Annotated in this window: 26 protein-coding genes; 22 read left to right on the plus strand and 4 right to left on the minus strand. The window is 44.2% G+C overall.

The genetic code is table 11. The features are described from left to right. Positions 1–53: 53 nt before the first annotated feature. The 3 genes from ribD to C6Y07_RS08535 are packed head-to-tail and all read right to left on the minus strand — an operon-like array spanning position 54 to position 2,764. Positions 54–1,145, minus strand: a complete 1,092-nt coding sequence (ribD, locus tag C6Y07_RS08525; protein ID WP_060597587.1) for a bifunctional diaminohydroxyphosphoribosylaminopyrimidine deaminase/5-amino-6-(5-phosphoribosylamino)uracil reductase RibD — start codon at positions 1,143–1,145, stop codon at positions 54–56. After that, positions 1,132–1,893 (minus strand): GTP cyclohydrolase II, encoded by a 762-nt coding sequence (locus C6Y07_RS08530; RefSeq protein ID WP_066031541.1) that lies wholly within the window; start codon positions 1,891–1,893, stop codon positions 1,132–1,134. The genes ribD and C6Y07_RS08530 overlap by 14 nt, the downstream gene beginning before the upstream one ends. Continuing rightward, positions 1,871–2,764: a VOC family protein gene (locus tag C6Y07_RS08535; RefSeq protein ID WP_060597585.1), complete on the minus strand. Its 894-nt coding sequence runs from the start codon at positions 2,762–2,764 to the stop codon at positions 1,871–1,873. The genes C6Y07_RS08530 and C6Y07_RS08535 overlap by 23 nt, the downstream gene beginning before the upstream one ends. 177 nt (positions 2,765–2,941) lie before the next feature. Between C6Y07_RS08535 and C6Y07_RS08540 the strand changes: the two genes are divergently transcribed. The 15 genes from C6Y07_RS08540 (at position 2,942) to cydC (ending at position 19,412) form a co-directional block, all read left to right on the plus strand. Continuing rightward, complete coding sequence (locus tag C6Y07_RS08540) at positions 2,942–3,274, plus strand: winged helix-turn-helix transcriptional regulator (RefSeq protein WP_060597584.1); 333 nt, start codon at positions 2,942–2,944, stop codon at positions 3,272–3,274. Between the two features lie 370 nt (positions 3,275–3,644). Further along, positions 3,645–4,103, plus strand: a complete 459-nt coding sequence (locus tag C6Y07_RS08545) for an NEAT domain-containing protein (protein ID WP_066031542.1) — start codon at positions 3,645–3,647, stop codon at positions 4,101–4,103. 20 nt (positions 4,104–4,123) lie between these two features. Continuing rightward, positions 4,124–4,777, plus strand: coding sequence for a heme uptake protein IsdC (gene isdC / locus C6Y07_RS08550; RefSeq protein WP_060597745.1), 654 nt, complete (start codon positions 4,124–4,126; stop codon positions 4,775–4,777). Positions 4,778–4,795: 18 nt separating this feature from the next. Then, positions 4,796–6,604, plus strand: a complete 1,809-nt coding sequence (locus C6Y07_RS08555; protein ID WP_106073001.1) for an NEAT domain-containing protein — start codon at positions 4,796–4,798, stop codon at positions 6,602–6,604. A gap of 75 nt (positions 6,605–6,679) precedes the next feature. After that, the gene (gene isdE / locus C6Y07_RS08560; RefSeq protein WP_106071303.1) at positions 6,680–7,567 is read left to right on the plus strand and encodes a heme ABC transporter substrate-binding protein IsdE; all 888 of its coding nucleotides are present in this window, start codon (positions 6,680–6,682) and stop codon (positions 7,565–7,567) included. Positions 7,568–7,600: 33 nt separating this feature from the next. Beyond that, positions 7,601–8,587: a FecCD family ABC transporter permease gene (locus tag C6Y07_RS08565; RefSeq protein WP_106156576.1), complete on the plus strand. Its 987-nt coding sequence runs from the start codon at positions 7,601–7,603 to the stop codon at positions 8,585–8,587. Continuing rightward, on the plus strand, positions 8,574–9,344 hold the full coding sequence (locus C6Y07_RS08570) for an ABC transporter ATP-binding protein (RefSeq protein WP_034660447.1): 771 nt from the start codon (positions 8,574–8,576) through the stop codon (positions 9,342–9,344). Before C6Y07_RS08565 ends, C6Y07_RS08570 begins: the two co-directional genes overlap by 14 nt. A 16-nt stretch (positions 9,345–9,360) precedes the next feature. Continuing rightward, positions 9,361–10,113 (plus strand): class B sortase, encoded by a 753-nt coding sequence (gene srtB / locus C6Y07_RS08575; RefSeq protein ID WP_106156578.1) that lies wholly within the window; start codon positions 9,361–9,363, stop codon positions 10,111–10,113. 18 nt (positions 10,114–10,131) lie between these two features. Beyond that, positions 10,132–11,070: an ABC transporter substrate-binding protein gene (locus tag C6Y07_RS08580; protein ID WP_106156579.1), complete on the plus strand. Its 939-nt coding sequence runs from the start codon at positions 10,132–10,134 to the stop codon at positions 11,068–11,070. Further along, complete coding sequence (locus tag C6Y07_RS08585; RefSeq protein ID WP_106071305.1) at positions 11,067–12,080, plus strand: FecCD family ABC transporter permease; 1,014 nt, start codon at positions 11,067–11,069, stop codon at positions 12,078–12,080. Before C6Y07_RS08580 ends, C6Y07_RS08585 begins: the two co-directional genes overlap by 4 nt. Position 12,081: 1 nt before the next feature. Next, positions 12,082–13,203, plus strand: a complete 1,122-nt coding sequence (gene isdG / locus C6Y07_RS19245) for a heme oxygenase (protein ID WP_060597577.1) — start codon at positions 12,082–12,084, stop codon at positions 13,201–13,203. Between the two features lie 331 nt (positions 13,204–13,534). After that, on the plus strand, positions 13,535–14,950 hold the full coding sequence (locus C6Y07_RS08595; RefSeq protein ID WP_060597576.1) for a cytochrome ubiquinol oxidase subunit I: 1,416 nt from the start codon (positions 13,535–13,537) through the stop codon (positions 14,948–14,950). Then, positions 14,937–15,953 carry a cytochrome d ubiquinol oxidase subunit II gene (gene cydB, locus C6Y07_RS08600; protein ID WP_060597575.1) on the plus strand — a complete coding sequence of 339 codons (1,017 nt, stop codon included), beginning with the start codon at positions 14,937–14,939 and terminating at the stop codon, positions 15,951–15,953. Before C6Y07_RS08595 ends, cydB begins: the two co-directional genes overlap by 14 nt. After that, positions 15,953–17,689: a thiol reductant ABC exporter subunit CydD gene (gene cydD, locus C6Y07_RS08605; RefSeq protein ID WP_106156581.1), complete on the plus strand. Its 1,737-nt coding sequence runs from the start codon at positions 15,953–15,955 to the stop codon at positions 17,687–17,689. Before cydB ends, cydD begins: the two co-directional genes overlap by 1 nt. Further along, the gene (gene cydC / locus C6Y07_RS08610; RefSeq protein WP_106072997.1) at positions 17,679–19,412 is read left to right on the plus strand and encodes a thiol reductant ABC exporter subunit CydC; all 1,734 of its coding nucleotides are present in this window, start codon (positions 17,679–17,681) and stop codon (positions 19,410–19,412) included. Before cydD ends, cydC begins: the two co-directional genes overlap by 11 nt. Positions 19,413–19,469: 57 nt before the next feature. Here the strand turns inward: cydC and C6Y07_RS08615 are convergent, their stop codons facing one another. Further along, positions 19,470–20,480, minus strand: a complete 1,011-nt coding sequence (locus C6Y07_RS08615) for a pectate lyase family protein (RefSeq protein WP_414428756.1) — start codon at positions 20,478–20,480, stop codon at positions 19,470–19,472. Between the two features lie 510 nt (positions 20,481–20,990). Here C6Y07_RS08615 and sigY point away from each other — a divergent pair. The 7 genes from sigY (at position 20,991) to C6Y07_RS08645 (ending at position 25,565) form a co-directional block, all read left to right on the plus strand. Next, positions 20,991–21,524, plus strand: coding sequence for an RNA polymerase sigma factor SigY (gene sigY / locus C6Y07_RS08620; RefSeq protein WP_106156583.1), 534 nt, complete (start codon positions 20,991–20,993; stop codon positions 21,522–21,524). Next, positions 21,521–21,832, plus strand: a complete 312-nt coding sequence (locus tag C6Y07_RS08625; RefSeq protein WP_034660438.1) for a YxlC family protein — start codon at positions 21,521–21,523, stop codon at positions 21,830–21,832. Before sigY ends, C6Y07_RS08625 begins: the two co-directional genes overlap by 4 nt. After that, complete coding sequence (locus tag C6Y07_RS08630; protein ID WP_060597571.1) at positions 21,829–22,041, plus strand: hypothetical protein; 213 nt, start codon at positions 21,829–21,831, stop codon at positions 22,039–22,041. Before C6Y07_RS08625 ends, C6Y07_RS08630 begins: the two co-directional genes overlap by 4 nt. 314 nt (positions 22,042–22,355) lie before the next feature. Further along, positions 22,356–23,726 (plus strand): NADP-specific glutamate dehydrogenase, encoded by a 1,371-nt coding sequence (gene gdhA / locus C6Y07_RS08635; protein WP_060597570.1) that lies wholly within the window; start codon positions 22,356–22,358, stop codon positions 23,724–23,726. Positions 23,727–23,809: 83 nt separating this feature from the next. Then, on the plus strand, positions 23,810–23,923 hold the full coding sequence (locus tag C6Y07_RS19085; protein ID WP_223250414.1) for a hypothetical protein: 114 nt from the start codon (positions 23,810–23,812) through the stop codon (positions 23,921–23,923). A gap of 216 nt (positions 23,924–24,139) precedes the next feature. Further along, positions 24,140–24,880 (plus strand): hypothetical protein, encoded by a 741-nt coding sequence (locus C6Y07_RS08640; protein WP_223254142.1) that lies wholly within the window; start codon positions 24,140–24,142, stop codon positions 24,878–24,880. A gap of 70 nt (positions 24,881–24,950) precedes the next feature. Then, positions 24,951–25,565, plus strand: coding sequence for a class F sortase (locus tag C6Y07_RS08645; RefSeq protein ID WP_106156584.1), 615 nt, complete (start codon positions 24,951–24,953; stop codon positions 25,563–25,565). Positions 25,566–25,567: the final 2 nt, after the last annotated feature.

The raw sequence follows: 25,567 nt of genomic DNA on the forward strand, positions 1-25,567 counted from the left end.
TCACCTCAAAACATATTTGAAAAAAAGCCTGTAGATGGGGTCTACAAGCTTGTTTATTGATAAACAGGATAGCCCGTTATTTTGATATCTTTCCCTAGTGGTTCTACTGAGAGTTGATCCAATTCGATGGCATCACTCATGAGGCGTATGCCTTCGCCTCCAAAAAAGGAAGGGGACAGCCGACCGCCAATGAGTTTAGGTGCCATATAGATGACCAATTTATCTACAAGCTGCTGTTCTAAAAATGAGGCATTGACCTGGCCGCCGCCTTCAATCATGAGGGCGGAGACATTTCTTTCTCCCAGCACTTGAAGCACTTCTTGCAGGGGCACCCGCGTGTCGCTATCTGTTATAAAGACACTGACGCCAGCTGCTTCTAAAGCGGCTCGTTTTCCCTCATTGGCTTGCTTTGTCGTAAAGATCCATGTAGGTGCCGTCTGATCAGTGACGATCTTTGCTGTCAGCGGTGTTGACAGCTTAGAGTCTAAGACAATTCGAATCGGATGATGCCCATTTGGAATCCGTGCAGTTAGTGAAGGATCGTCATGAATAACGGTTTGAGCACCGACCAAAATCGCATCATTGATACTGCGGATATGATGAGCATCATAACGAGATGTTTCAGATGTAATCCATTTACTGTCAGACGTAGCAGACGCAATTTTTCCGTCTAAGGTAATACCTGCCTTGAGCGTCACGAAAGGTGTTTTTTTCGTAATAAAATGATTAAATACTTCATTCATGAGAATGGATTCCTGTTCCAGTACGCCTGTAATCACTTGGATGCCAGCATCTTGTAAGATGGCAATCCCGCGGCCTGCGACAAGCGGGTTCGGGTCAAGCGCTGCCACGACAACGGTTTCGACGCCTGCTTTCACAAGTGCTTCCGCGCAAGGGCCTGTGCGGCCGTGATGGGAACAAGGCTCGAGGGTCACATAAATGGTGGCTCCTTTTGCCTTGTCTCCAGCCATTTTAAGTGCATGAATTTCAGCATGCGGTTCACCGGCTTTCATGTGAGCACCGACACCAACAATTTCATTCTCTCGCACAATCACAGCCCCGACGAGCGGGTTTGGAGAGGTCTGACCTTTCATTGCCTGTGCATTTTCAAGGGCTAGATTCATATATCGCTCATGATGTGGCAATCGTACGCACCTCTTGCTCCGCCTTCATGTGACCTGAGCGGTTGATTTTTGTCTGTAAGTATTTTTCATTAAACTCCGAGACATCACCCCAAAGCGGAATGCGTCCAGAAAGAGATAGACCTGCATGGCTGATGGCATCTGTCTTTTTCGGATTATTGGTAATGAGTCTGACTGGCTTTGTACGAAGTGTTTGAAGAACCGCGATGGCTTCTTCATATTGACGCGTGTCATCTTCAAAGCCGAGTGCTTCGTTCGCTTCTACTGTATCGTAGCCGTTTTCTTGAAGAATATAAGCCATGGCTTTACTGAAAAGTCCAATACCGCGGCCTTCATGATTGGCTAAATAGAACAGTGCACCTGCACCATTGTCTTCAATCATCCGCATGGACTGCTTCAATTGGAACCCGCAGTCGCAGCGCTTGCTTCCGAAAATATCACCAGTGTGGCAAATGGAATGCATGCGGATAAGGGCTTCGTCAGCGTGCTCGAACTCCCCATACACTAGAACGCTTGACTGCTGATGATCGGCAAGCTGGCGGGACGAGAGGCTTTCAATTAAAGCGTCATCTGACAATGGCTCTTTTCCATCGTCTTTTAACCATGAATACCAGTTGAACATCACGGTTCTGCCGTCTAAATTCACTGGCAATTTAATGGGTCCAGTGATATATATATACCCGTCTTCTTGCTGTACTCGTTTGATTTTATCTTTTAAAATGGCTGTTTTAAGATCTGTGTGTTTGTCCATATTCTGCACCTTCTTTTTTGTCTGTTTCTTCAATCTGTAAACGAACGAGAACGCCAAATGGATCAACAAATTCGTTACTTTTCCCTGTTGTTTTCACTTGAGTGCCTGCTTTTGTCAGACACTCGACGACGGACTGTCTGTCTGCTTCTTGTGGGAATACCAGTGTATAGCTTCTAATTCCTGAAAAACGTGGATCAATGGCTCCTTTTCGTCCCCGTCCCCATGCATTAAAGGCAAGGTGATGGTGGTACACACCAGCGGCGATAAACAGGCTTGCTGGTGGAGCCATTCTGATGTGAAAACCGAGCGTATTGACATAAAAGGAATCAGCTTCTTCTGGGTTAAGATGGAAATGTAAGTGTCCCATAACTGTACCAGCGGGAAGTCCTTCCCAAGTTGTATCAGCGGCTTCTTGCAGGAGACCATCTCCATCAAGAGGTGCATTTCCGCCACCTTTCAGTTCTCCATGCTCACCTACCCAAACGTCCTCAGGGCGATCAGCATATATTTCTACGCCAATGCCGTCAGGGTCACTTAAATAAATGGCTTCACTGAAAAAGTGATCGCTTGCTCCAATTAAAGGATAGCCTTTTTTGATCACATGTGCCAGCCATGTGCCCAGGTTTTTTCTGGTAGGTAATAAAACAGCAAAATGATAAAGTCCTGGCTCATGATCAGGCTTCTCCTTGAGCTGTGCATCCTCTTTTAACAAAAGAATGGGTTCCTTTGCATTGCTTCCAAGAGTGACGGTGGATTCCGTCTGTTCTACTATTGTAAATCCTAAAATGTCTGTATAAAAAGGTAAAGAACGCTCAAAGCTGGACACATGTAACTCTGTTACACCCAATCTTAGCTCCTCAATTGTCTTCAAGCTCGGTCAGCTCCTTCATGATATATGCATCGGCATGTTCAAATGTTTTTGAAAATCTATAAAAATGAATACCTTGTTACTTAAAGTAACTAAACTATATAATAGTTAGTGACTTATTTCAAGTAATTAATTGTGCTATAATGAAAAAAAAGAGAGAAAAGCGGGAGGGAGTAAGGTATGGCTCAAGTAGATGGCTGTCCAATCACAGATGCCATGGAGATTCTAGGCAAGAAGTGGGTCATTCTCATCATCAATCAGCTTCTGACAGGCCCTAAGCGTTTCTGTCAGCTTGAAAATGAAATGGACATCAGCGGACGATTATTATCAGAAAGGCTGAAGGATTTAGAGGCTGAAGGACTCGTTGAGAAAAACGTATACCCTGACATTCCAGTACGGATTGAATACGAATTAACAGCGCAAGGGAAGAAAATTGAGCCGATTATTCGTGAAATGTATGCTTGGTCTTTAGAACGTAAAAACAGCAAAAAAGGGGAACATGTCCCTTCCTAATCGATTTCGATCAGTCTGTCTGGTCGAAATTTTTTTGTGCGATTTTCCAGAAATCTAAGTCAATAGTATGAAAAATGATGTTGACAATAAATTCATTCATCATATAATATCAAGGAGAAGAGGGTTCTTTTCCCTGTAATGGAATGGAGGTTATGCCATGGTATCATGAATGGGACAGATTACCTAAAACACGTTTCAAACCATCATTTAGAAACAGACATCTTTGGCTTTTAGGAAGCAAAGATTTATTTTTTCAACTCAATTGATAATGATTATCATAATCATCTATAAGTGTGATCCAGCGCTTATGAAGGTTATTTTTTTTATTGTCTATTGAGAATAATTATCAATATCATTTAGGAGGGTTCACATGAAAGCCATTCGTTCAACATCACACGTATTATTGTTCTTTAGTTTTGTTCTATTATTTGCCCTAGCCCCGGTTAGCTCAGCCTCAGCAGCAGGCTTAGCAGATGGTCAACATTCAGCACAATATGTGGTATGGAAGGCAGATAGCGATTCGACTTCAACAGCGAATACGTATTTTGAAAAACCAGCCAAGCTTGTCGTGAAGAATGGAAAAATCAAAGCACAAGTCACGTTAACGAATAGCTCTTGGATCACAAGCTTTAAAACACTTGATCAAGGTGTGTACAAAGATGCGAAGGTGATCAGTACAAATACAGCTGCAAATAAGAGAACGGTTGAATTCAACGTGAACAGCCTGACAGAAGTCGTACCAGCAAAAGTGAGCGTGACTGTACCGGTCATCGGATATACAGGCAATTACGACATCCGCCTCAAGTTTGATGCAGCATCTGTTCAATAGAAAGGGAGGAAATTCGCTTGATGAAAAAAATGATGAGGCTATCAGTCTTCATGACCGCTTTATTATTGGCACTTATGCTGCCTTTTTCAAACGCACAGGCTGCCACGTTAAAGGATGGTACATACTCCGTCAACTATACTGTGCTGAAGGCTGAAGGAAATGCGGTTTCCATGGCAAATGATTACTGGCTGAAGCCAGCAAAAGTGATTGCAAAAAATGGGAAGCTGACTGTACAAATGACCATTAAAAATAGCAGCTGGGTGACGGAATTTAAAGTGCCGGGAAATGGCGGCTATGTCGACACAACGGTTCTCTCAACTAATAAAAAAGCCAACACAAGGCTTGTTCAGTTCCAAGCTCAGAGCTTGTCTAAGCCAATCAAGTCAAAAATTCATGTCACTGTTAAATCTGCTGATTATGATCATGATTATACCATTCAGCTGAAATTCGATGAGAGCAGCATGAAATCGCTTTCGTCTAACAGCACAAACAAATCAGCGGGTGCAGCAGAAGATCAGCAGCCATCAAAAGAATCAACGAAAACATCTGATTCATCCACGACAAAACAAGAAGAGAATCCTCAAACTGGTGATACAAACCAGACAGGGTGGCTCCTTGTGCTTGCTCTATGCTCAGGCGGGTTTTTAGCAAGAAAGTGGATCATCAAGCATTAAGAAAGGAAGTGTCACCATTTGAAACGTCTTTTTCATCTAAAGGCAGCTATTCTGCTCGTTTTATTCAGTTTATTGACTGCGTTTCAGATTCCTCAAGGAACGGCTCAAGCGGCATCATTTGTTGATGGTGAATACACGGCCGGATTCACCATTTTAAAGAATGGCAGCACAGAAGCGTCCATGATGGATACGTATACAGAAAAGCCAGCTAAGCTGATTGTGGAGAATGGCAAGACAACAGCCTATGTCACGCTGAAGCAAAGCAAAGAGATTACAGATTTCAAAGTTGAACAAAATGGTGCTCTTGTCACCACTGAAACCGTCAGTGAGGATGAAACAGCCAATACACGTGTGATCAAATTTGATGTTGCTGACTTATCAGCCAAATTAAACGGCTGGGTGAAAATTTACTGGGATTTAGGCGGCTTTATTTATGACGAAGCGTATGACGTACAGCTTGCATTCGATCAAAGCAGCCTAACACTCGTTACACCTGCAAAGCCAGACGATAACGAAACAAAACCGGATGACCAAAACGGGTCAAAGCCAGACGATAATGAAACAAAGCCGGATGATCAAAACGGGTCAAAGCCAGACGATAACGAAACAAAGCCGGATGATCAAAATGGGACAAAGCCAGACGATCATCAGGCAACACCTGGCAATAACAATGGCACAAAACCAGATGATTCTGCGCAAAATCAATTAAAAGATGGCGAATACCGCATCAATTACAGTGTGCTGAAAGGGGATCAGGACGAGGCATCTCGGATGAACCAATACTTCTCACATCCTGCATCCTTAACCATCAAAAATGGAAAACAAACCATTTCCTTTACGGTGAAGGATCATACGTCTGTCGCTTCCTTGAAAACAGAGAAAAACGGATCTTATCAAGAAGTGAAGACGGTCAGCACAGATAAAGCAAAGAACACAAGAGTGGTGTCATTTGATGTCGCTGATCTGAAAAAAGCGGTCAAAGGAAAAGTACACATCGTGGTAGCAGCTGCTCACTATGACCAAACCTACGATATTCGTTTTCAATTCGATGCAAAGAGTATCGCTCCACTTAAGGACGGGCAGGTAGAGGAAGAAACACCGGCTGCACCAGAAACACCAAAACCAAACACACCATCACCAGAAACAAATAACGGCGGAGCTGCTCAAGAGACGGCTAAGCTTAAAGATGGTGTATACAAGCTGCCTTTCTCAATGAAGAAAGCAGACAAGGATGAGCCTTCTCGTATGAACGATTACGTCGTGAGCCCTGCGACATTGGTCGTAAAAAATGGCCGCCATTTCGTTTCATATACAGTGAAGAACAGCTCAGCCATCACATCCTTCCAAGTAGGGACAGGCGGGAAATATGAAGAGACTCTTGTCGCAAAAACAGATCAAAAAGCAGACACACGAGTGATTCAATATGAAGCCAAAAGTTTAAGCACTGCTCAAGCAGCACGCGTAAAAATTGATATTCCGGCTGCGAATTATCATGAGCAGTACGATGTCAAACTTGTCTATGACACAAAAGGAATCACTCTTGGTGAAGGAAGCGGCATTGCTATGGTAATCGGAGACGATGAGAGTATCGGCTTTGTCAAAAATCCAAATGATCGCGATTCTCAAACAAATCAGCTTGAAAATCTAGCGCCAGAGGAAACAGGCGCAGAGCAGATGACATTTACTCCATCAGATGACCAAACCAAGTCTGAGACTGGACAGTTGAATCCGAAAACAGGAGATACCTCTCTTTTTTGGGTGTATATTCTTTTATTCGGCGGGTCATTATTCGTACTCGTAAGAAAGTATCAAACAAGAACAAGATAGATGGATTAGTTTAAGTGAGATGCGCAATTTCTCTCGGCGCATCCACTCTCTTTTTTCGAAAGGAGGCTTCTGTTTTTGAAGCATCGAATGTTATGTACCCTGATCGCTGCTCTTAGTGTGTGCGTGATCTTATCGGGCTGCTCACAGTCAGCCGAAAGTTCAGCGAAAGGCAAAAAAAGCGCAGAATCAAGTGCGCGCATTGTGGCAACGACTGTAGCTGCTGTGGAGATTATGGATGCTTTAGAGGTGGATCTTGTCGGGGTGCCAACAAGTCAAAAATCCTTGCCAGCTCGTTATAAAGGACTGCCGGAAGTCGGTAATCCAATGAGCCCGGACATGGAAATCATCCAATCACTTAAACCGACAGATGTCCTGTCTGTCACAACCCTTCAATATGATTTAGAGACACCCTTTCAGCAAGCAGGTGTCCCTGCCACATACTTAAATCTCGAGAGCCTTGGTAGCATGGAGAAGGCGATCACGAAGCTTGGAGCTCAGTATGACAGAAAGAAACAAGCCGAGCGCATCGTGTCTGACTTTGAACAAAAAAAGAAAGACATACAAGAGAAGACGAAGGGAAAGCGCAAGCCGTCCGTTCTGATTTTGCTTGGTGTACCGGGCAGTTATTTGGTGGCAACAGAGAATTCATATATTGGTGATCTTGTACGTATCGCAGGCGGAAAGAACATTGTCAAAGGTGAGAAAATGGAGTATTTGGCATCTAATACGGAGTATTTACAAAAAGCCAATCCAGATATCATACTCCGGGCCGCACATGGGATGCCAGATGAAGTTGTCCGCATGTTTGATCAAGAATTTAAAACAAATGACATCTGGAAGCATTTTCATGCGGTCAAGCAAGACCGGGTGTACGACCTCGAAGAAAGCTTATTTGGGACAACGGGCAATTTAAAGGCAGCAGAAGCATTAGATGAACTAACGCGTATGCTCTACCCGTCATAAGCGGCGAATCTTAATGATAAAAGGACGTTCAAGATGAAAAAAACAGGGATTTTATTTCTGATAGTTAGTCTCTTACTGGTGTGCGTGTTTATTTATTCCGCCATTACTGGGAGTATTCATGTCACCCCGATTGAATTATTGGAAGGGCTCATCACCGGTCAACATGCACAGGTAGACATCATTAAAGATTTGAGAATTCCCCGCATGCTCATCGCAATGTTTACAGGGGCCGCCTTATCTGTCTCCGGTGTACTGCTGCAGTCGGTCATGAGAAATCCATTAGCTGATGCCGGCGTCATTGGAATTTCATCAGGAGCCAGCTTCTTTTCTTTAATGGCGATTACAGCGCTTCCTCAATTTTATTTCTACTCTCCTTTATTTTCGGTATTAGGCGGAGCCATTGCATGTTTCCTCGTGTACGTTCTGTCTTGGAAGGGCGGTTTAAGCCCAATCCGCATGATTTTGGTTGGGATCGCCATCAATGCCATGTTTACTGGAATGGCTGAAGCATTTGTGACCATTTGCAGCTATTTCAATATCACGATCAATCAGTCAGGACAGTCAAATCTCACGATGAAAACGTGGGGAGATGTCCGTTTAATCGGAGTCTATGGCGTCGTCGGCCTTGTCGTAGCACTTTTCTTCAGCAGATGGTGTAACCTCTTGGCTCTTCAGGACAAGACAGCGAAAAATTTAGGATTGCGTGTGACCAGAATGCGCCTTTTGATTTCCATCACAGCGGTATTACTCGCGGCGGTGACAGCTGCGGTAGCGGGCGTGATTGCCTTTGTCGGTTTGCTCATTCCGCACATTTCAAGAAGGCTTGTTGGCTCGGATCATCGGGTACTCATTCCTTTTTCTACGTTAAGCGGGGCTTTGCTGATTTTGACGGCTGATACGCTCGGCAGGACGCTTGTAGCGCCAAATGAGATTCCTGCTTCTACGATCATGGCCGTGATTGGCGGGCCGTTTCTGATCTTTTTGTTAAGAAGGGGGGACCGTCTCCATGGACATTCGTGAGGTGTCATTCTCATATGACCAGCAGAAGGACATCGTTCAATCGGTCACAACACAGATCGAAAAGGGGAAAATCACAACCATTATCGGTCCAAATGGCTCGGGGAAATCCACACTGCTTTCCTTGATGGCGAATAATCATTGTCCAAACAAAGGGCAGATTCACTTAGACGGACAAGCGCTGAATGCATTTAAGCCAAAGGAGCTGGCAAAAAAGCTGGCTGTCGTCCATCAGCAAAATGAAGCACCGCTTGATTTAACGATCGAACGGGTCGTGGCATTCGGTAGAACGCCGTACCAGACGATGCGCGGGGGTGACAAGGAAGAGGATGAGAGAGCGATAGAGTGGGCACTGTCCAGTACAAAACTAACGGAAAAACGAAAGGTGCCGCTCGCCTCACTGTCAGGTGGTGAGCGTCAGCGTGTATGGATTGCGATGGCACTTGCGCAAAAAACACCGATCCTTTTCTTAGATGAACCGACAACCTATTTGGATATCTACTATCAATTTGACATTCTTGAGCTGATCCGTGAGCTCAATGTCGTGCATGGACTCACGATTGTCATGGTGCTGCACGACATGAATCAGGCTGTCCGCTACAGTGACGTCATCATTGCGATGAAGGATGGACGAATTATCAGTGAAGGACAGCCAAACGATGTGTTAACAGAAGAGAATGTGCGGCACATTTATGATGTGTCCGTCACGATTAGACAGGATGCAGAAACAGGAATGTACATCGTGCCTGTTGGCATATAAAAGCAGGTGAAACAGTGTGAAAAGAGGAAAACGGGTCTGGCAGCGTATGCTGACGATCGTCTGTTTAGGTGTATTCATTTATAGCGGTACAGCCATTGGTTTAGAACTGTTCGGCTATTATCAAAATCGTCAGGTGCTTGCAAAGGCTCAGACGATGTATGGTCAAGAGCAAGGAATGACTGAAAGCCGGGAACCGGGAACCACCCGTACGTCATTTGATGAGCTGCGGAAGGTGAACAACGACATTGTCGGCTGGATCAATATGAAGGACACGATGATTCAGTACCCAATCGTTCAATCTCGTGATAATGCATACTACTTAACCCGTAATTACTTAAAAAACGACACCCGGGCAGGCAGTATCTTTATGGATTATCGCAATGACGTCTTGCATGAAAGCCCGAATACTGTGGTGTACGGGCATCGGATGAGGGATGGATCCATGTTCGCTGGACTCACAAACTATTTAAAAAAGGATTTCTTCCATGATCATCGGACATTTCAGTACGATACGCTGTATCAAAGCTATGAGGCGGAGATTTTTGCCGTGTATGAAACAACGGTGGATTTCGATTATATTCAAACCGATTTTCAAGATCTTGGCGAATATGCGCACTACTTACAAGCTGTGCGGAAAAAATCAATCTATCAAACGAAGACAGACGTGTCCACAGATGACCTCATCCTCACCTTATCGACTTGTGATCATGTGCTTGCACCTAAAAATGGGCGTCTTGTCGTACAGGCAAAGCTAAAGAAAGTTTACTAGAAAAGGAGAGACAGACGGTTGAAATTTTCACATGTGATCTTCGCTGGACTCGTCTTGATGCTTCTCCTCGGCGGATGCAGTCAGGCAGCACCTGTAGAGAAAGGAAGCGGGCAAGGTGCGCTGAAGATAAAGGATTTTACTGGCAGAACGCTGTCGTTTGAAGAATCCCCTCAGCGTATCGTCGCATTATCGACTGGAGACATGAGCATCCTGTATGCCTTAGGCGGTGAGGTAGTTGGCCGTCCGGCCGCCGAATTACCAGACAGCTTACAAAAGGCAAAGTCTGTACAAACGATTGGCACAACGCATCAATTTGATGTAGAGCTCATCACAAGCTTAACGCCCGATGTTGTGCTTGGGAATGAACAATTAAACAGTAAGGACATCTCTACAATAGAAGGAATTGGTTCACAGCTTCTTTTGACAAGTGCCAATTCAGTGAAGGATATTCAGCGTCAAATAACGTTATTCGGGGATTTGCTCGGAAAGCAGCAAAAGGCCAAAGCCCTCAATGAGCAAATCGATCAGAGGAAAAAGCAGGTCAAGCAGCCTCAGAAAAAAGTGAAGACACTCGTTGTATACGGGGCACCTGGCACATATATGGCGGCACTTCCTCAATCCTTAAGCGGAGATTTACTGCACATCGCAGGAGGGACGAACATCGCTGAAAATGAACCGGCACTCGAGAAATTCCCTCAATACGCTCAAATCAATGCAGAAAAGGTCATCGAAGCCGATCCTGATCTTATTCTGCTTATGACTCACAGCAATCCTGAAGATGTGAAAGCGGGCTTTATGAGTGAAATGAAACAGAATGCCGCTTGGCACGATGTGTCAGCTGTCAAAAATGGACACGTCGAGATTCTGCCGAGTGATCTATTTGGGACGAACCCAGGCGCGGAAGTGATGAGAGCGATTGATGAGCTAGAGAAAAGATTGAAGCGATTGTCATCATGAAAATGAATACAGAATTAGATTTTCAAAAAAGACAGTCGAGACGAAAATGGCTGATACCCGGACTATTCATCTCGTTAGTTGTAGGCGCATGCTTAGGGCTTGCATTAGGTTCCGTTCAATTATCGCTGCAAGACCTACTCGCCGCTTTGACGGGATCAGGCCAGCCTGTTCATGAGAAAATTGTGATGGATTTACGCCTGCCGCGTGTTTTGATCGGTTTTATTGTCGGAGCCTGTCTCGCAGCATCAGGGGCGATTTTACAAGGAGTCGTCCGGAATCCACTCGCTGACCCTGGCATCATCGGTGTGACTGCTGGCGGCGGATTGGCTGCTGTGCTCAGCATGATTGTGTTTCCGCAATTTACGTATTTGCTGCCAGCTGCTGCTTTCCTTGGCGCTTTATTAGCGGCACTCGTGGTGTATATGCTGTCATTTGATCAAGGGGTTTCCCCGCTGAAATTGATTTTGGCGGGAGTGGCAGTCAATGCCCTCCTTGGGGCGGTTATGAATGGGTTTATGGTGCTTTATAGTGAGCGTGTGCAGGCTGTTCTGCCTTTTTTATCCGGAGGATTAAATGGACGGAGCTGGCATCATCTAAGCTTCGTGTCGCCATATGCGCTTGCTGGGTTGTGCCTTTGTTTTTTTGCCATCAAGCCGGCAAACCTTCTTTTGCTTGGTGATGAATCGGCGCAGTTACTCGGCCTTAGAGTAGAGCGCACCCGGTTTTTCTTAATTGCGCTGGCGGCGCTTTTAGCTGGTGCAGCTGTAAGTGTGAGCGGCTTAATTGGATTTGTCGGGCTGGTCGTTCCTCATTTTATCCGTCTTTTAATTGGAGATGACTACCGGTACCTGCTGCCTATCTCAATGCTGGGCGGAGGCGTACTTGTGGTTTTTGCAGATACAGCGGCACGGGTATGGTTTACACCGGTTGAACTGCCTGTCGGTATCCTGCTTGCCTGCATCGGTGCACCTTTCTTCCTCTATTTATTAAAAAAGAAAGGGAGGGGTTAAGTTGAATGTGATAGCTATGGATGACGTGAGTCTCAGTCAAGGAGGCTTTCGGCTGTCGTCTATTTCAGCAGCTGTTCCTAAAGGAAGTGTGACAGGAATTATTGGACCAAATGGATCAGGGAAGTCGACTTTTATTAAAGCAGCCGCACGTCTTACATCGATCGAAAGCGGCATGATATACATTCACGATATACCGCAAAAAGAGATGACAGCTCAGGAGATTGCAAAGGAAATCGCCGTTCTCATGCAGACGAGAACAGCCATTCCATCTATGACCGTACGGGAGCTGGTCGCACTTGGACGCAGTCCGCATCGTTCGATCTGGAAAAAGAGCTCGAAGACAGATCAAGAAGCGATTGAGTGGGCGCTTGATGTGACCAATAGCCGCATCAATGAAAACAGAATGCTGCATACATTGTCAGGCGGAGAAAGACAAAAGGCGTATATTGCGATGGCGCTCGCTCAGAAGACAGAGACTTTGATTCTGGATGAGCCGACGACTTACCTAGATATTGCACATCAGCTTGATTTACTAGAGCTGCTCAAACAGCTGAATAAGACGCATGGAATCACCATTTTAATGGTTCTTCACGACCTGCAGCAGGCAGCAAAATATTGTGACCGCCTCATTGCGATGAAGGGTGGTCAGGTTTATCAAATAGGGACACCAAACGAAGTATTAACAGAAAACTTTTTCAAAGAAGTCTTTGGGATTCAGGCTGAGGTTCACTTAGACGGTGAGCATCCGCTCATTATCCCAATCGCTTCGATCCAACAACCAAAGGGAGATGAACAGAAAATGATCATTGTCAACAACCAGGTAAGAGTAGAAAAAGGCAGTGCTGACCACCTCGTCAAGCGTTTTAACAAGCAGGGACAAGTAGAATTCATGGAAGGATTTTTAGGCATGGAAGTATGGGTCACGCAGCAGACAACCGATTACGATGAAGTGACCATTCATACCCGCTGGAATCGAAAAGAAGACTTTGTGAACTGGACAAAATCTCAGGCGTTTGGTGATGCGCACGCTCATGGGAAAGCGAAACCTGAAGGACTATTAAAAAACAAAATTACGTACTACGAAGTGCAAGTCACTAGACCAGCTTTACAGAAAAAAGCCTAAAAAAGAAACATAGCGCTGCGGTTCATGTGCAGCGCTATTTTTTTGCGTTTTTTTACTTTCTGTCACATATCTTTGACAAAGTATTCAAACAACTGACACAATACCATCCAATTTTTAGGTAAAATTTACTTTATTTTTGAAGCGCATGGGTGTAAAGTACAGGTATAAATAACTAACCGAATGAAAAGCAAGAGTAAAATTTCACCGAGTAAACCATTTCAAACAGGCTATTATTTGTGAATCATTGAACAAATAGTGAATATTTTGTGAAGTGGTGAGCATAGTTGTTTCGAATCATTCGGCATGTGAAAGTAAGGGAGGATGTAAGGCTGTGAGTGAGCTGTTTTTAGCAAGATTTCAATTTGCTTCAACGACATTATTTCATTTTATTTTTGTTCCTATGTCAATAGGTTTGGTGTTTATCGTCGCCTTGATGCAGACCCTTTATGTCGTCAAGAAAAAAGAGATTTATAAAAAAATGGCGAAGTTTTGGGGTCATCTATTCTTACTCAATTTTGCAGTAGGTGTGGTGACAGGGATTTTGCAGGAATTCCAGTTTGGGATGAACTGGTCAGATTATTCAAGGTTTGTCGGTGATGTGTTTGGTGCACCGCTTGCCATTGAAGCACTGCTCGCCTTTTTCCTTGAATCTACATTTATTGGACTTTGGATATTCGGCTGGGATCGTCTGCCGAAGAAGATTCATTTATTGTGTATTTGGCTTGTTTCTCTTGGTACGATCTTTTCGGCGTTTTGGATTCTACTCGCCAACTCATTTATGCAAGAGCCAGTTGGATTTGTCATTAAAAATGGCCGCGCAGAAATGAATGATTTTGGCGCTCTTGTAACGAACCCGCAGCTTTGGGTTGAATTCCCGCACGTTCTGTTTGGTGCGCTGGCTACAGGTGCATTCTTTATTGCAGGAGTTAGTGCCTATAAAATGATCAAAAAACAAGAAATCGCCTTTTTCAAAAAATCATTCCAGATTGCCATGGTCCTCGCTTTAATTTCTGGCTTAGGTGTGGCGTTCTCTGGACATGATCAAGCGAAGCACTTAATGAAATCACAGCCGATGAAGATGGCAGCAAGTGAAGCCCTTTGGAAGGATAGTGGAGATCCAGCGGCTTGGACACTATTTGCCAATATTGACACAGATAAAAAAGAAAACTCTGCGGAGATCAATATTCCGTTTGCTTTAAGTTACTTGGCTTATCAGAAGTTCAGTGGAGATGTGCCAGGCATGCTGACACTTCAAAAAGAATATGAAGCAAAGTTTGGCCCTGGAGACTACATTCCGCCAGTGAAAACAACCTTCTGGAGCTTTAGAATCATGGTTGGTGCCGGAATGCTGATGATTTTTGCCAGTATGATTGGCTTGTACTTGAGCTTTAGAAAGAAACTCGAAACGAACAAATGGTTTTTACGCTTCATGGTAGGGATGATTGCGTTCCCGTTTATTGCGAACTCAGCTGGCTGGATCATGACTGAAATTGGGCGTCAGCCGTGGACTGTCTTTGGTATGATGACGACGGCTCAATCGATTTCGCCAAACGTATCGTATGGCATGCTGTTATTCTCAGTCATTAGCTTTACGACGATTTATCTGATTCTTGCCATCTTGCTTGCCTACCTATTCATTCGAGAAATTAAAAAAGGTGCACATTCGGAAGAGGATACAGATCAAAAGGATGAAACGGACCTGTCTACAGATCCATTTGATGGAGGCGCATATCATGGCATATCTTAACGAGATTTGGTTTATTCTTGTCGCAGTATTGTTTGTTGGATTTTTCTTCTTAGAGGGATTTGATTTTGGTGTTGGGATGTCCATGCAGCTGCTTGGAAAGGATGCGCACGAACGCCGCATTTTAATTAATACGATTGGTCCTTTCTGGGATGCGAATGAGGTCTGGCTGATTACAGCTGGGGGCGCTATTTTCGCTGCATTCCCTCACTGGTATGCCACGATGTTCAGTGGATACTATATACCATTTGCGGTTCTCCTCTTAGCGCTCATTGGGCGCGGAGTCGCCTTTGAATTCCGAGGGAAGGTGGAGAAAGCCTCTTGGATCAAAGCATGGGACTGGGTCATCTTCTTTGGCAGTCTGCTGCCGCCGTTTTTACTCGGTGTGCTATTCACGAGTATTTTACGCGGGATGCCAATTGATCAAGACATGAATATGTATGCTGGTTTTACGGATTTTGTGAACCTTTATTCAGTGATTGGCGGGTTAGCTGTGACGGTTCTTTGCCTTCTGCACGGATTGATTTTCGTCACACTACGTACAGAGGGTGATTTAAGAGATCGTGCAAGAAAGCTTGGCAAGCGTGTCCTGCTTATTGCGCTGCCAGTTCTTGTCCTATTTGTGGGTGTATCTATCATGGAAACAGACATTTATACGGTACGCCCGATCATCACCATTCCGTTAACTGTCCTGATTGTGGTTTGTTACGTCGCGGCTCTATTCTTTATGAGAAAAGAACGTGATGGCTGGACATTCTTATTCACAGGTGCAGGCATCATGGTGACAGTGACGATGCTTTTCACTGCATTGTTCCCGCGCGTCATGATTAGTTCAATCAACCATGCGTTTGATCTTACCATTCAAAACGCTGCATCCGGATCATATTCACTGACGGTGATGACGATTGTTGCCATTTCTTTGCTGCCCTTTGTGCTTGGGTATCAAATTTGGAGCTATTACGTCTTCCGTAAACGTGTAAGCGGTAAGGAGCCAATGACCTACTAATGGATAAACGTTTGCTTCAATTAAAAGGAATGAGGGGGCTTCTTGCCCTCTTGGGTATTGTGTCACTCATCCAAGGAGCAAGTATTATTTTCCAAGCACAGTGGCTGGCACATGCCATTACTACGCTGTTTGACGGGAAAAGCCTTTCGCAGGCAACGCCTTATGTCCTGCTGTTTCTTGCTGCCTTTCTGGTGCGGCACGGTCTCACCTTGATTCGGGAGAAGGTCATGTTTACCTACTCTTCCCGAATTGGAGCAGACGTCAGAAAACAGCTGTTAGACCAACTCTTTCGTTTAGGTCCAGCTTTTACAAAGAAAAAAGGTACAGGAAAGCTTGTCACATTAGCGATGGAGGGGATTGCTCAATATCGTCAGTATTTACAGCTATTTTTACCGAAAATGGTGAACATGGCAGTGATACCGGCTATGGTTCTCATCTATGTTTGGACATTAGACGAAACATCTGCCGTCATTTTAATCGTGACGCTGCCGATTTTAATTATCTTTATGATTTTGCTAGGCCTTGTCGCTCAGCGTAAAGCGGCCAAACAATGGAGATCGTATGAGAAATTATCCAATCATTTTACTGATTCTCTCCGCGGCCTTGAAACGCTTCGTTACTTAGGCATTAGCAAAAAACATTCCCGCAATATCGGGGAAGTGTCAAAGCGATATCGAAAGGCGACCATGAGCACGCTGCAGGTTGCATTTCTTTCATCATTTGCGCTTGATTTCTTTTCCATGCTGTCGATTGCAACCGTCGCTGTCTTTCTTGGCTTGCGATTAATTGAAGGAGAGCTTCTGTTATTGCCGGCTCTGACGGCGCTCATGCTGGCGCCGGAATATTTCCTGCCAGTACGTGAAGTGGGAAATGATTATCATGCGACGCTAAATGGGAAAGAAGCGAATGAAGCGATGCAGGTCATTTTAGAAGAAAAGGGCTTCCGCGCGCAGGAGAAACAATCCGTGCAGCTAGACAAGTGGGGTGAACAAGCTGTGCTCACGCTGCAAGATGTTAGTGTCCAGCATGATGAACATGCCCCTTATTCGATTCAGGATGTAGACCTCACTGTCAAAGGGAAGAAAAAAATCGGAATCATTGGTGCCAGTGGTTCAGGGAAATCGACGTTAACCGATGTGCTCGGCGGCTTTGTTGAACCGACCTCAGGTCAAATCACGTTAAACGGCCAGCCGCTTGTTCATTTACAGATGAAGGAATGGCAAAAGGAAGTCGTCTATATGCCGCAGCACCCTTATTTATTTCACATGACATTGAGAGAAAACATTCGTTTTTATGAACCGCATGCCACAGATGAAGAAGTGGAAAGAGCTGTCTGTGAAGCTGGCTTATCTCAGCTCGTAGCGCAGCTGCCAAATGGTCTCGATGAGGTCATTGGAGAACAGGGAAGAGGACTGAGCGGCGGACAGGCACAAAGAATCGCGCTTGCGCGAACGGTGCTGGGCCAGCGTTCAATTATGCTGTTAGATGAACCAACGGCGCATCTCGATATTGAGACAGAGTATGAATTGAAGAAAACAATGCTTCCGCTGTTTGAAGATAAACTTGTGTTCTTAGCGACACATAGGCTCCATTGGATGCCAGACATGGATGAGATCATTGTCATGGATCAAGGAACGATTGCAGAAATGGGTACACATGAATCATTAATGCAAAGAAAAGGCGTGTATTATCAATTGGTACAGGAGCAAATGGGGGCGGTCACACATGGTCAGTAAAGGCTGGTTTATACCTTATATCAAGGAGAATCAAAAGCTGTTTGCGCTGGTTTTATTTCTAGGGGCAATTGCAGTATTGTCTGCTTCTATGCTGATGTATACATCAGGATTTCTCATTTCAAAAGCTGCCACAAGACCTGAGAATATACTTATGGTATACGTTCCAATTGTAGCTGTACGGACCTTTGGTATTTCACGCTCAGCTGCCCGCTATGCAGAAAGACTGGCGAGCCACCAGCTCATTTTGACCATGATTGAAAAAATGCGTGTCCGTCTGTATGACATGGCTGAACGAAGTGCGAAACAGACAAAGCTGGGTACAGGTGAAATGCTTGGGCTCCTGTCAGATGATGTCGAGAGACTGCAGGACGCCTATTTAAAAACCATCTTTCCATCCATCGGGGCGCTGCTTTTATATGCCGCATCCATTGGGGCACTTGGTCTATTCTCGTGGCCTTTTGCTGGACTGATGCTGCTTTATATGGCACTTCTCGTATTTGTTTTCCCATACGTCACAGTGCTAGTGAACCGGGCGAGACAAATTCAAATGAAAAAAGGCAGAAATGAACTGTACAGCCATTTAACAGATGCAGTCATGGGCGTTAGTGACTGGCTGTTTAGCGGCAGGCAGAAAGATTTTGTTGATGAATATGAACAAAAAGAAGCGAAACTGTTAGCGCTTGAAGCAGCCAAGCACCGGTTTATCCGTCTGCGCCAGTTTTTTGCCCAGCTTATGATTGGAGGAGCTGTCGTGCTTGTCGTGTATTGGAGCGGTTCGGTCGTTCAGTCAGGCTCGATGTCACACACACTGATTGCAGCCTTTGTGCTTGTGCTATTTCCGTTAACAGAAGCCTTTCTTCCACTCTCAGATGCAGCAGGTGATATTCCCGTCTATCAGCATGCTGTCAGCAGATTAAATCATTATGAAAAGCTTTCGTATGAAGGAGAATCTGAGCGCAAGACAGTGGATCAGTCAACCATTTCTCACGATCAAGCTGTCTGTTTTGATCAAGTGTCCTTTGGGTATGATTCGCACCAACACGTGCTAAAGCATCTCTCATTTTCACTGAAGCAAGGTGAATCACTTGCTCTCTTAGGAAAAAGTGGTGCAGGAAAATCGACTATTTTGAAATTGTTAGAAGGAGCTGTCGTGCCAAATCAAGGAGCTGTCAGTATCCAGGGGAAACCGGTAGAAAGCATTCGAGAAACCGTGTCCACCTATGTGTCAGTGCTCAATCAACAGCCGTATTTATTCGATACCTCTGTTTTAAACAATATTCGCTTAGGCTCTCCAGATGCGACAGAAGAGCAAGTAAAAGAAGCAGCGAGGCAAGTGCAGCTGCACGATACCATCGAATCCTTGCCAGAAGGTTATCACACCGGTGTGCAGGAGACAGGGGTTCGTTTCTCAGGTGGAGAAAGACAACGGATGGCATTAGCCCGGATTTTGCTGCAAAACACCCCGATTGTTGTATTAGATGAGCCCACCGTCGGACTTGATCCGCGCACAGAGCGTGAGCTGCTTGAAACCATCTTTCGTGTGTTAAAAGGAAAAACGGTCATTTGGATTACCCATCATCTCACTGGCTGTGAGGCATGTGACCGCATTATGTTTATTGAAGATGGACAAATTGAGATGCAGGGGGAGCATCAGGATTTACTGAGAGAAAACCTGCGCTATCAAAAATTGTATGAGATGGATCGTCCATTTTCTACAATATAAATAAACGAAATAACAAGAACGTTCGGACAGAGATCTCTGCCCGAACGTTTTGTGGTTTTAAGGGTTTACCTTTCCAACACCAGCATTTGATACCACTTCTGATTTGACATTGTTCACGTTAAGCAAAGAGTAGTGATAAGGAGGGTTGTACGTACCTGTTGAAGACGTTGGCAGACTGCCTGTGCTGTTAATAAATGAGTTGTTGATGACATGCCATGTACCGACTTGACGGCTGTCCCAGCTGCCGATCGCATTATTTGTATTTTCAAATACGTTGTGCTCAATTCTCATCTTCGCGCCCATACGAGAGTTGATCGCTGTGGTATGAATGCCTTTATAGTAGTTGTTATACACATGACCTTCCCCGTAGCGCATAGACGGTACACGAGAATTCAGGTTTTCAAAACGGTTGTTATGGAACGTAATTTTTCGGTTGTAGTTGTCGTTATCAGAGCTGCCCATGAGCATCGTTTTCCAGCTGTCATGTACATAGTTCCATGAGAAGGTAATATAGTCGGAGTCTTTTTTCACATCAAATAATCCATCATAATCATCTTTCCCAGAGTTTAATGTGTTGTACAGCTCATTATGATCGACCCATACGTTTTTAGAAGCGCCTTCGATTCCGATGGCATCCTTGTCACCGATGTTACTGTGATGGATTTTCAGGTTGCGGATAATGACGTTATTGGAACGCCATACTTTGATACCAATTCCATTAAATTCACCTTTCGTGCCTTTGCCGACGATCGAGACATTGTTTGTATCTTTCACATCGATTTTATTGGCAGATGTATTAGAAGGGTTAATCGTCCCGTCGACAACAATTTTTAATTTTTCGTTTGTTCCTTTACTTTTGAGGGCAGCCAATAGTTCATTTCCAGTTTTGACTGTGACGGTTTTACCGCCTTCACCGCCTGTTGTACCGCCATTTAATGTGGAGAATCCTTGTTGATTAAAATTGGCCATAATAGAAGGGCTTTCTGGATACTTGGCTGCCGCTTTTGCCTCCCCATTAGGTGCAAATAATGAAGTCACGAGACCAACCGCTAACACACCAGCTAACATTGGAACTTTTTTCTTCAAAGTCAACATCTCCATTCTATTTTGTTTTAATGTAAACGTTTCCAAAAATAAGCTGCAATTCAACTGCCCCCCCTTTCTTCGCCAGTATCGCCTTTTTCGGAATGTAGGAAGAGCATAGCACGCAAAAAGGTATCATCGGCTAAGAATTGGCGCTGTGTATTCCATGATTTTCTAGGAAACTAAGGCCATGATTATTTTATTTTCATCTAAATGAGACAAGGATCATTGACGATAGGTATTGGGATGACCTAGTGATTATGAGGGAGAGGCTCTTCGCTTGATAGAAAATCAAGATGATTACGAACGCACCATTTTGTTAGGGACGAAAGAATGTCATAATCATTACATAAGAAAAAATTGGATATAAAATGAATCAAATACTGGATCAACAGGGAGAAAAGGAGCCAAGTTAAAAAAATTAAGTCTATTTTGAACGATGTCGTCATCCGTGTCGTCACATGAATAAGAGAAGAAAAGGAAGGAGGGGTGTGTTTGGAGCAGACAGAAGAGACATTATTGATTCAGCGGGCAAAACAGGGAGATGATGCTGCATTTACAGCCCTTTATCGTCATCATTATTCCTTTCTTTACCGTTATATAATGAAGCTCACCCTTCAACAAGAGCTGGCAGAAGAAATCATGCAAGAAACGATGCTGAAAGCGTACATGAAACTTTCTTCATTTAGAGGAGATTCCTTATTTTCAACATGGCTCATTTCCATTGCATCTAGACAATTTTTAGATCACCAGAGGAAAAGAAAACGTGAACAATTAAGAGAAGGGAAGGCGAATCAAGAGACCATACGCCGCTTCAAATGGGACATTCAGCAAAAGGGCCACACATGGCATGAGATGTGGGATGCTCTAAACGAATTGAAGGCACAGGAGAGAGCACCGATTATTTTGCACTATTATTATGGCTTTACTTATCCAGAGATTGCTTCAATGCTCGGTACGAGAGAAGGCACTGTGAAGTCGAGGGTTCATCATGGATTAAAGAAAATTCGAAAGGAGTGGTCTCAATGAAGGAAGATCAGTTCACCGAACGTTTAAAGGAAGAGTTACAGCAGCTAGATGAACAAATTGAAGTGAAAGAGCCAAGTGAGCAGGCTGTCATGATGATGCTGAAGCAGGCAAAGGAACAAGAGAAAAGGCGTTTTAAACAAGAAGTACTGGCGTACGTTCTCATCAGTCTGACCATTCTGGCACTATTTGTCGCTGCCATCACCCATTTGCCTATCATCTTCATTCTTCTTCAAGTAGTGAGTGTGCCGCTCTGCGTCGTTGTCGGCATCAAGGAATATCAACACATTAAAGGAGGGTCTTCCTTATGAGTCAGACGGAGATGATCATCTTATTGTGCGCATTGCCGTTATTGTTTGCGCAGGGGCTTCTTTTATTTATGGATGCAAAGAAAAGAGGGCGCTATAAGTGGTTTTGGGGCATTGTCGGTTTAATTAATTTCCCATCGTCTTCTATTTTATATTGGCTTTGTGTCGTGTACCCTGATCGAAAGAAAGATGAGAAGATCCGAAAAGATTGAGCGGACGGCCTATAAAACTTTAGGCCTTTTTTTCGGGTTGAAGATCAACTAGAAATCATTCATGATTCATCTATTTGTCAAAGAGTGCGGGATATATAACGTCTAAATCATCATTTCTAGCACAATAGTCATTCTGCAAGAGATACTTTCTAAAAACGATTGCTGCGGCTGCTTGATCCATCTCAAATCGGCATCATTTTCATCTGTTATCAGTATTGATCAGATTTTACAAATGGTGTTAAATTAATCTCAATATGCGTTAGAAAATCTAACAGATAAATGTGTGAAGATATCTACAAGGAGGCAGATGAGACATGTTGACCTTAGATCGAGCAGCACAAACAGCACAAAGCTACATCGACCGTGTGTTAGAGGAGGTGGAAAAACGAAATCCTGGTGAGGAGGAATTTCAGCAAGCCGTAAAAGAAATTCTAGAATCACTCGTTCCTGTTTTTGCAAAACACCCAGAGTATGAAAAACAGGGCATTTTAGAACGACTCATTGAGCCTGAGCGGCTTGTGGTATTTCGTGTACCTTGGGTAGATGATGAGGGGAAAGTACAAGTCAATCGGGGTTTCAGGGTTCAATTCAATAGTGCCATCGGTCCTTATAAAGGAGGCATTCGATTCCACCCATCTGTCAATGCAAGCATTATTAAGTTTTTAGGATTTGAACAAATCTTTAAAAACGCACTGACTGGTATGCCGATCGGCGGGGGAAAAGGTGGATCAGATTTTGACCCTAAAGGGAAATCTGATGGAGAAATCATGCGTTTCGTCCAAAGCTTTATGAGTGAACTCAGCCGATATATTGGACCTGATCAAGATGTACCAGCAGGTGATATTGGCGTAGGGGCACGCGAAATTGGCTATATGTTCGGACAGTACAAGAAAATGCGCGGTGCTTATGAGGCGGGTGTGCTCACAGGGAAAAGTCCTGGATTTGGAGGCAGCTTAGCGAGAAAAGAAGCGACAGGCTATGGACTGGTGTACTTTATGGAAGAAATGTTAAAAGCGCATGGACTGCAATTTGAAGGGCATTCAGTTGTTGTGTCTGGATCAGGGAATGTGTCTATTTATGCGATGGAAAAGGTCATGGAGCTAGGCGGTAAGGTCGTTGCTTGCAGTGATTCAAGCGGAGCGATTTATGATCCTCAAGGCATTTCACTTGAGACTGTGAAGCAGCTAAAGGAAGTGAGCAATCAACGGATTGGGGCATACATAGACATTCACCCGCATGCCGAATTGATTGAAGATTGTGAACAAATTTGGTCTGTTCCTTGTGATATTGCGCTTCCATGTGCAACGCAAAATGAAATATCTGAGATGCAAGCGCAGCAGCTCGTGGAAAATGGTGTCATTGCGGTAGGAGAAGGAGCTAATATGCCCTCTACTCTTCAGGCAGTCAAAGTGTTTGAACAGAATGATATTCTATTTGCGCCGGCAAAAGCGGCGAATGCTGGCGGGGTAGGAGTCTCAGCACTGGAAATGGCACAAAATAGTGCAAGAATGTCTTGGACATTTGAAGAAGTAGATGATCAGCTGAAACAAATGATGCAGACGATTTATCGTCAGTGTACAGAGACAGCAGACGAATATGGACACTCTGGAAACTTAATCGTAGGAGCAAATATTGCAGGATTTCGCAAAGTGGCAGATGCGATGATCGCACAAGGCGTGATTTAACTCCTGCTCTCCCGCACCTGTTTATTTCATGACAAGATGGGGAATCGTCCTTGTAAGAATGACAATAAGGAGGCGCGGGAGAAATGAAAAAATGGCTGAAACAAATTGTCAAATGGGCACCAGTGATTTATCCAGTGGTGAGGAAAATATATAAAGAGCGAAAAGCATCTAAACGTCGTAACGTATCAGCCGGATAATCCGGCTTTTTTTATGCAAGCATTACCGATTGAGCCCTGAACGAAAAAATAATAGATTTGAATGATCCATTTCATGCTTCTCTCCGTTAAGTACATAACAAACGGAAAGAGGAGGCAATAACAGATGAACATGAAAAAAGCGATTTTAACTATCCCGCTTAGCGCAGCATTACTATATTTCCGGCAGCTCATATCGCAAGTGCACGCGAAGGACATATGCATGGAGAGGAAAAGAAGACGTCTTCGTCACAAGAAGTGTCAAACAAAGCAACCGATCTTCGAGCAGCACTAGACCAGCTGTTTTCGGAGCATGCTTATTTAGCAGTGATCACGATGCAAAAGGGAATTGACGGCAGTAAAGATTTTGATCAAGCAGCGGCAGCGTTAAATGACAACACGAATGACTTATCAGATGCCATCGCCTCTGTGTACGGAAAAAAAGCAGGGAAACAATTTAAAGCCATTTGGTCAAGCCATATCGGTTACTTAGTTGATTATGTCAAAGCGGATGCATCAGGAGACAAAGAAGCGAAAGAAAAAGCTGTGAAAAACTTAGATGCGTATCGGATGAAGCAAGCGAAATTTCTAGATCAAGCGACAGATGGACGTTTGAAGGCGGCGGATTTAGAAGCTGGCTTGAAAATGCATATTGATGAGCTGATCAAAACATATACGTCTTACCATAATGGCGAATATGATCAGCTTTATCCAACAGTGAGAGAAGCGTACGGTCATATGTTCATGGTCGGTCAAGATGTCGCAGCAGCGATTGTTGATCAGCATCCTGAACTGTTCAAATCCAACATGCCTAATGAAATGCCGAAAACAGGTATGGGAGGCACAGCCGGTCCTTTAGGTATGTCATATGAAGCATTTGCGGGAATGATCGCAAGTTTGATCCTAGCCGGCGGTGCAGCGGGTGCGTTCTTCCTTACTCGCCGTAAGACATCAAATTAAGCTCGTATAAAAAGGAAAGGGGAACGTGCACAATCGTGCCGTTCCTTTCGTTAAAAGGAGGCAGACTGACTTGAAAAGGTGGTTGTTTGGTCTTCTGATGCTTCTCATCATCACGGGCTGCGCATCACAATCTATGGTTGATTCGTCATCCTCTAAAACAACCTCATCTCCTGAAAAAATGACAACAAACCAAGCCGCAAAACAGTCTCATTCACAAGACATGTTAAAAGACGAACCGTCTGGTATTGTCCCGGCTGAAATTGCGATTCCGGCGATTGATGTCAAAGCAAAAGTGGAGAAAACAACTTTATCAAAGGATGGCAGTATGGGCGTCCCAAAAAATACGGACAACACAGCTTGGTTTAAAGATGGTCCAAAGCCAGGAGATAAAGGAAATGCCGTCATGAATGGCCATGTTGATAATAAATGGGGACCTTCTGTTTTTTATCGATTAAAGGAGCTAAAAAAGGGAAACAAGGTAATCGTGACGTCCTCGTCAGGAAAAAAGCGAACTTTTGAAGTGATCAAAGTGCAAAGCTATCCGCGTGAAGAAAAGCCGAATGCGTTTTTCGGGTACGCTTTTACACGGAATCTCAATTTCATTACGTGTACAGGGACATTTGATCATGCAGCAGGGACTCATGAAAAGAGACTGGTTGTCTTTACCCAGCTGATCCCTTCATAAAA

Origin of the sequence: Bacillus sp. LNXM12-1 (assembly GCF_003004375.1) — a bacterium.
Taxonomy (GTDB): Bacteria; Bacillota; Bacilli; order Bacillales; family Bacillaceae; genus Bacillus.

What these genes read in the sequence shown, in the direction of transcription:
- C6Y07_RS08530 (WP_066031541.1), bottom strand. Translation starts at nt 1,893, where the DNA reads ATGGACAAACACACAGATCTTAAAACAGCCATTTTAAAAGATAAAATC.
- C6Y07_RS08540 (WP_060597584.1), top strand. Translation starts at nt 2,942, where the DNA reads ATGGCTCAAGTAGATGGCTGTCCAATCACAGATGCCATGGAGATTCTA.
- C6Y07_RS08545 (WP_066031542.1), top strand. Translation starts at nt 3,645, where the DNA reads ATGAAAGCCATTCGTTCAACATCACACGTATTATTGTTCTTTAGTTTT.
- isdC (WP_060597745.1), top strand. Translation starts at nt 4,124, where the DNA reads ATGAAAAAAATGATGAGGCTATCAGTCTTCATGACCGCTTTATTATTG.
- C6Y07_RS08565 (WP_106156576.1), top strand. Translation starts at nt 7,601, where the DNA reads ATGAAAAAAACAGGGATTTTATTTCTGATAGTTAGTCTCTTACTGGTG.
- C6Y07_RS08570 (WP_034660447.1), top strand. Translation starts at nt 8,574, where the DNA reads ATGGACATTCGTGAGGTGTCATTCTCATATGACCAGCAGAAGGACATC.
- C6Y07_RS08585 (WP_106071305.1), top strand. Translation starts at nt 11,067, where the DNA reads ATGAAAATGAATACAGAATTAGATTTTCAAAAAAGACAGTCGAGACGA.
- cydB (WP_060597575.1), top strand. Translation starts at nt 14,937, where the DNA reads ATGGCATATCTTAACGAGATTTGGTTTATTCTTGTCGCAGTATTGTTT.
- cydD (WP_106156581.1), top strand. Translation starts at nt 15,953, where the DNA reads ATGGATAAACGTTTGCTTCAATTAAAAGGAATGAGGGGGCTTCTTGCC.
- cydC (WP_106072997.1), top strand. Translation starts at nt 17,679, where the DNA reads ATGGTCAGTAAAGGCTGGTTTATACCTTATATCAAGGAGAATCAAAAG.
- C6Y07_RS08615 (WP_414428756.1), bottom strand. Translation starts at nt 20,480, where the DNA reads ATGTTAGCTGGTGTGTTAGCGGTTGGTCTCGTGACTTCATTATTTGCA.
- C6Y07_RS08625 (WP_034660438.1), top strand. Translation starts at nt 21,521, where the DNA reads ATGAAGGAAGATCAGTTCACCGAACGTTTAAAGGAAGAGTTACAGCAG.
- C6Y07_RS08630 (WP_060597571.1), top strand. Translation starts at nt 21,829, where the DNA reads ATGAGTCAGACGGAGATGATCATCTTATTGTGCGCATTGCCGTTATTG.
- gdhA (WP_060597570.1), top strand. Translation starts at nt 22,356, where the DNA reads ATGTTGACCTTAGATCGAGCAGCACAAACAGCACAAAGCTACATCGAC.
- C6Y07_RS19085 (WP_223250414.1), top strand. Translation starts at nt 23,810, where the DNA reads ATGAAAAAATGGCTGAAACAAATTGTCAAATGGGCACCAGTGATTTAT.
- C6Y07_RS08640 (WP_223254142.1), top strand. Translation starts at nt 24,140, where the DNA reads ATGCATGGAGAGGAAAAGAAGACGTCTTCGTCACAAGAAGTGTCAAAC.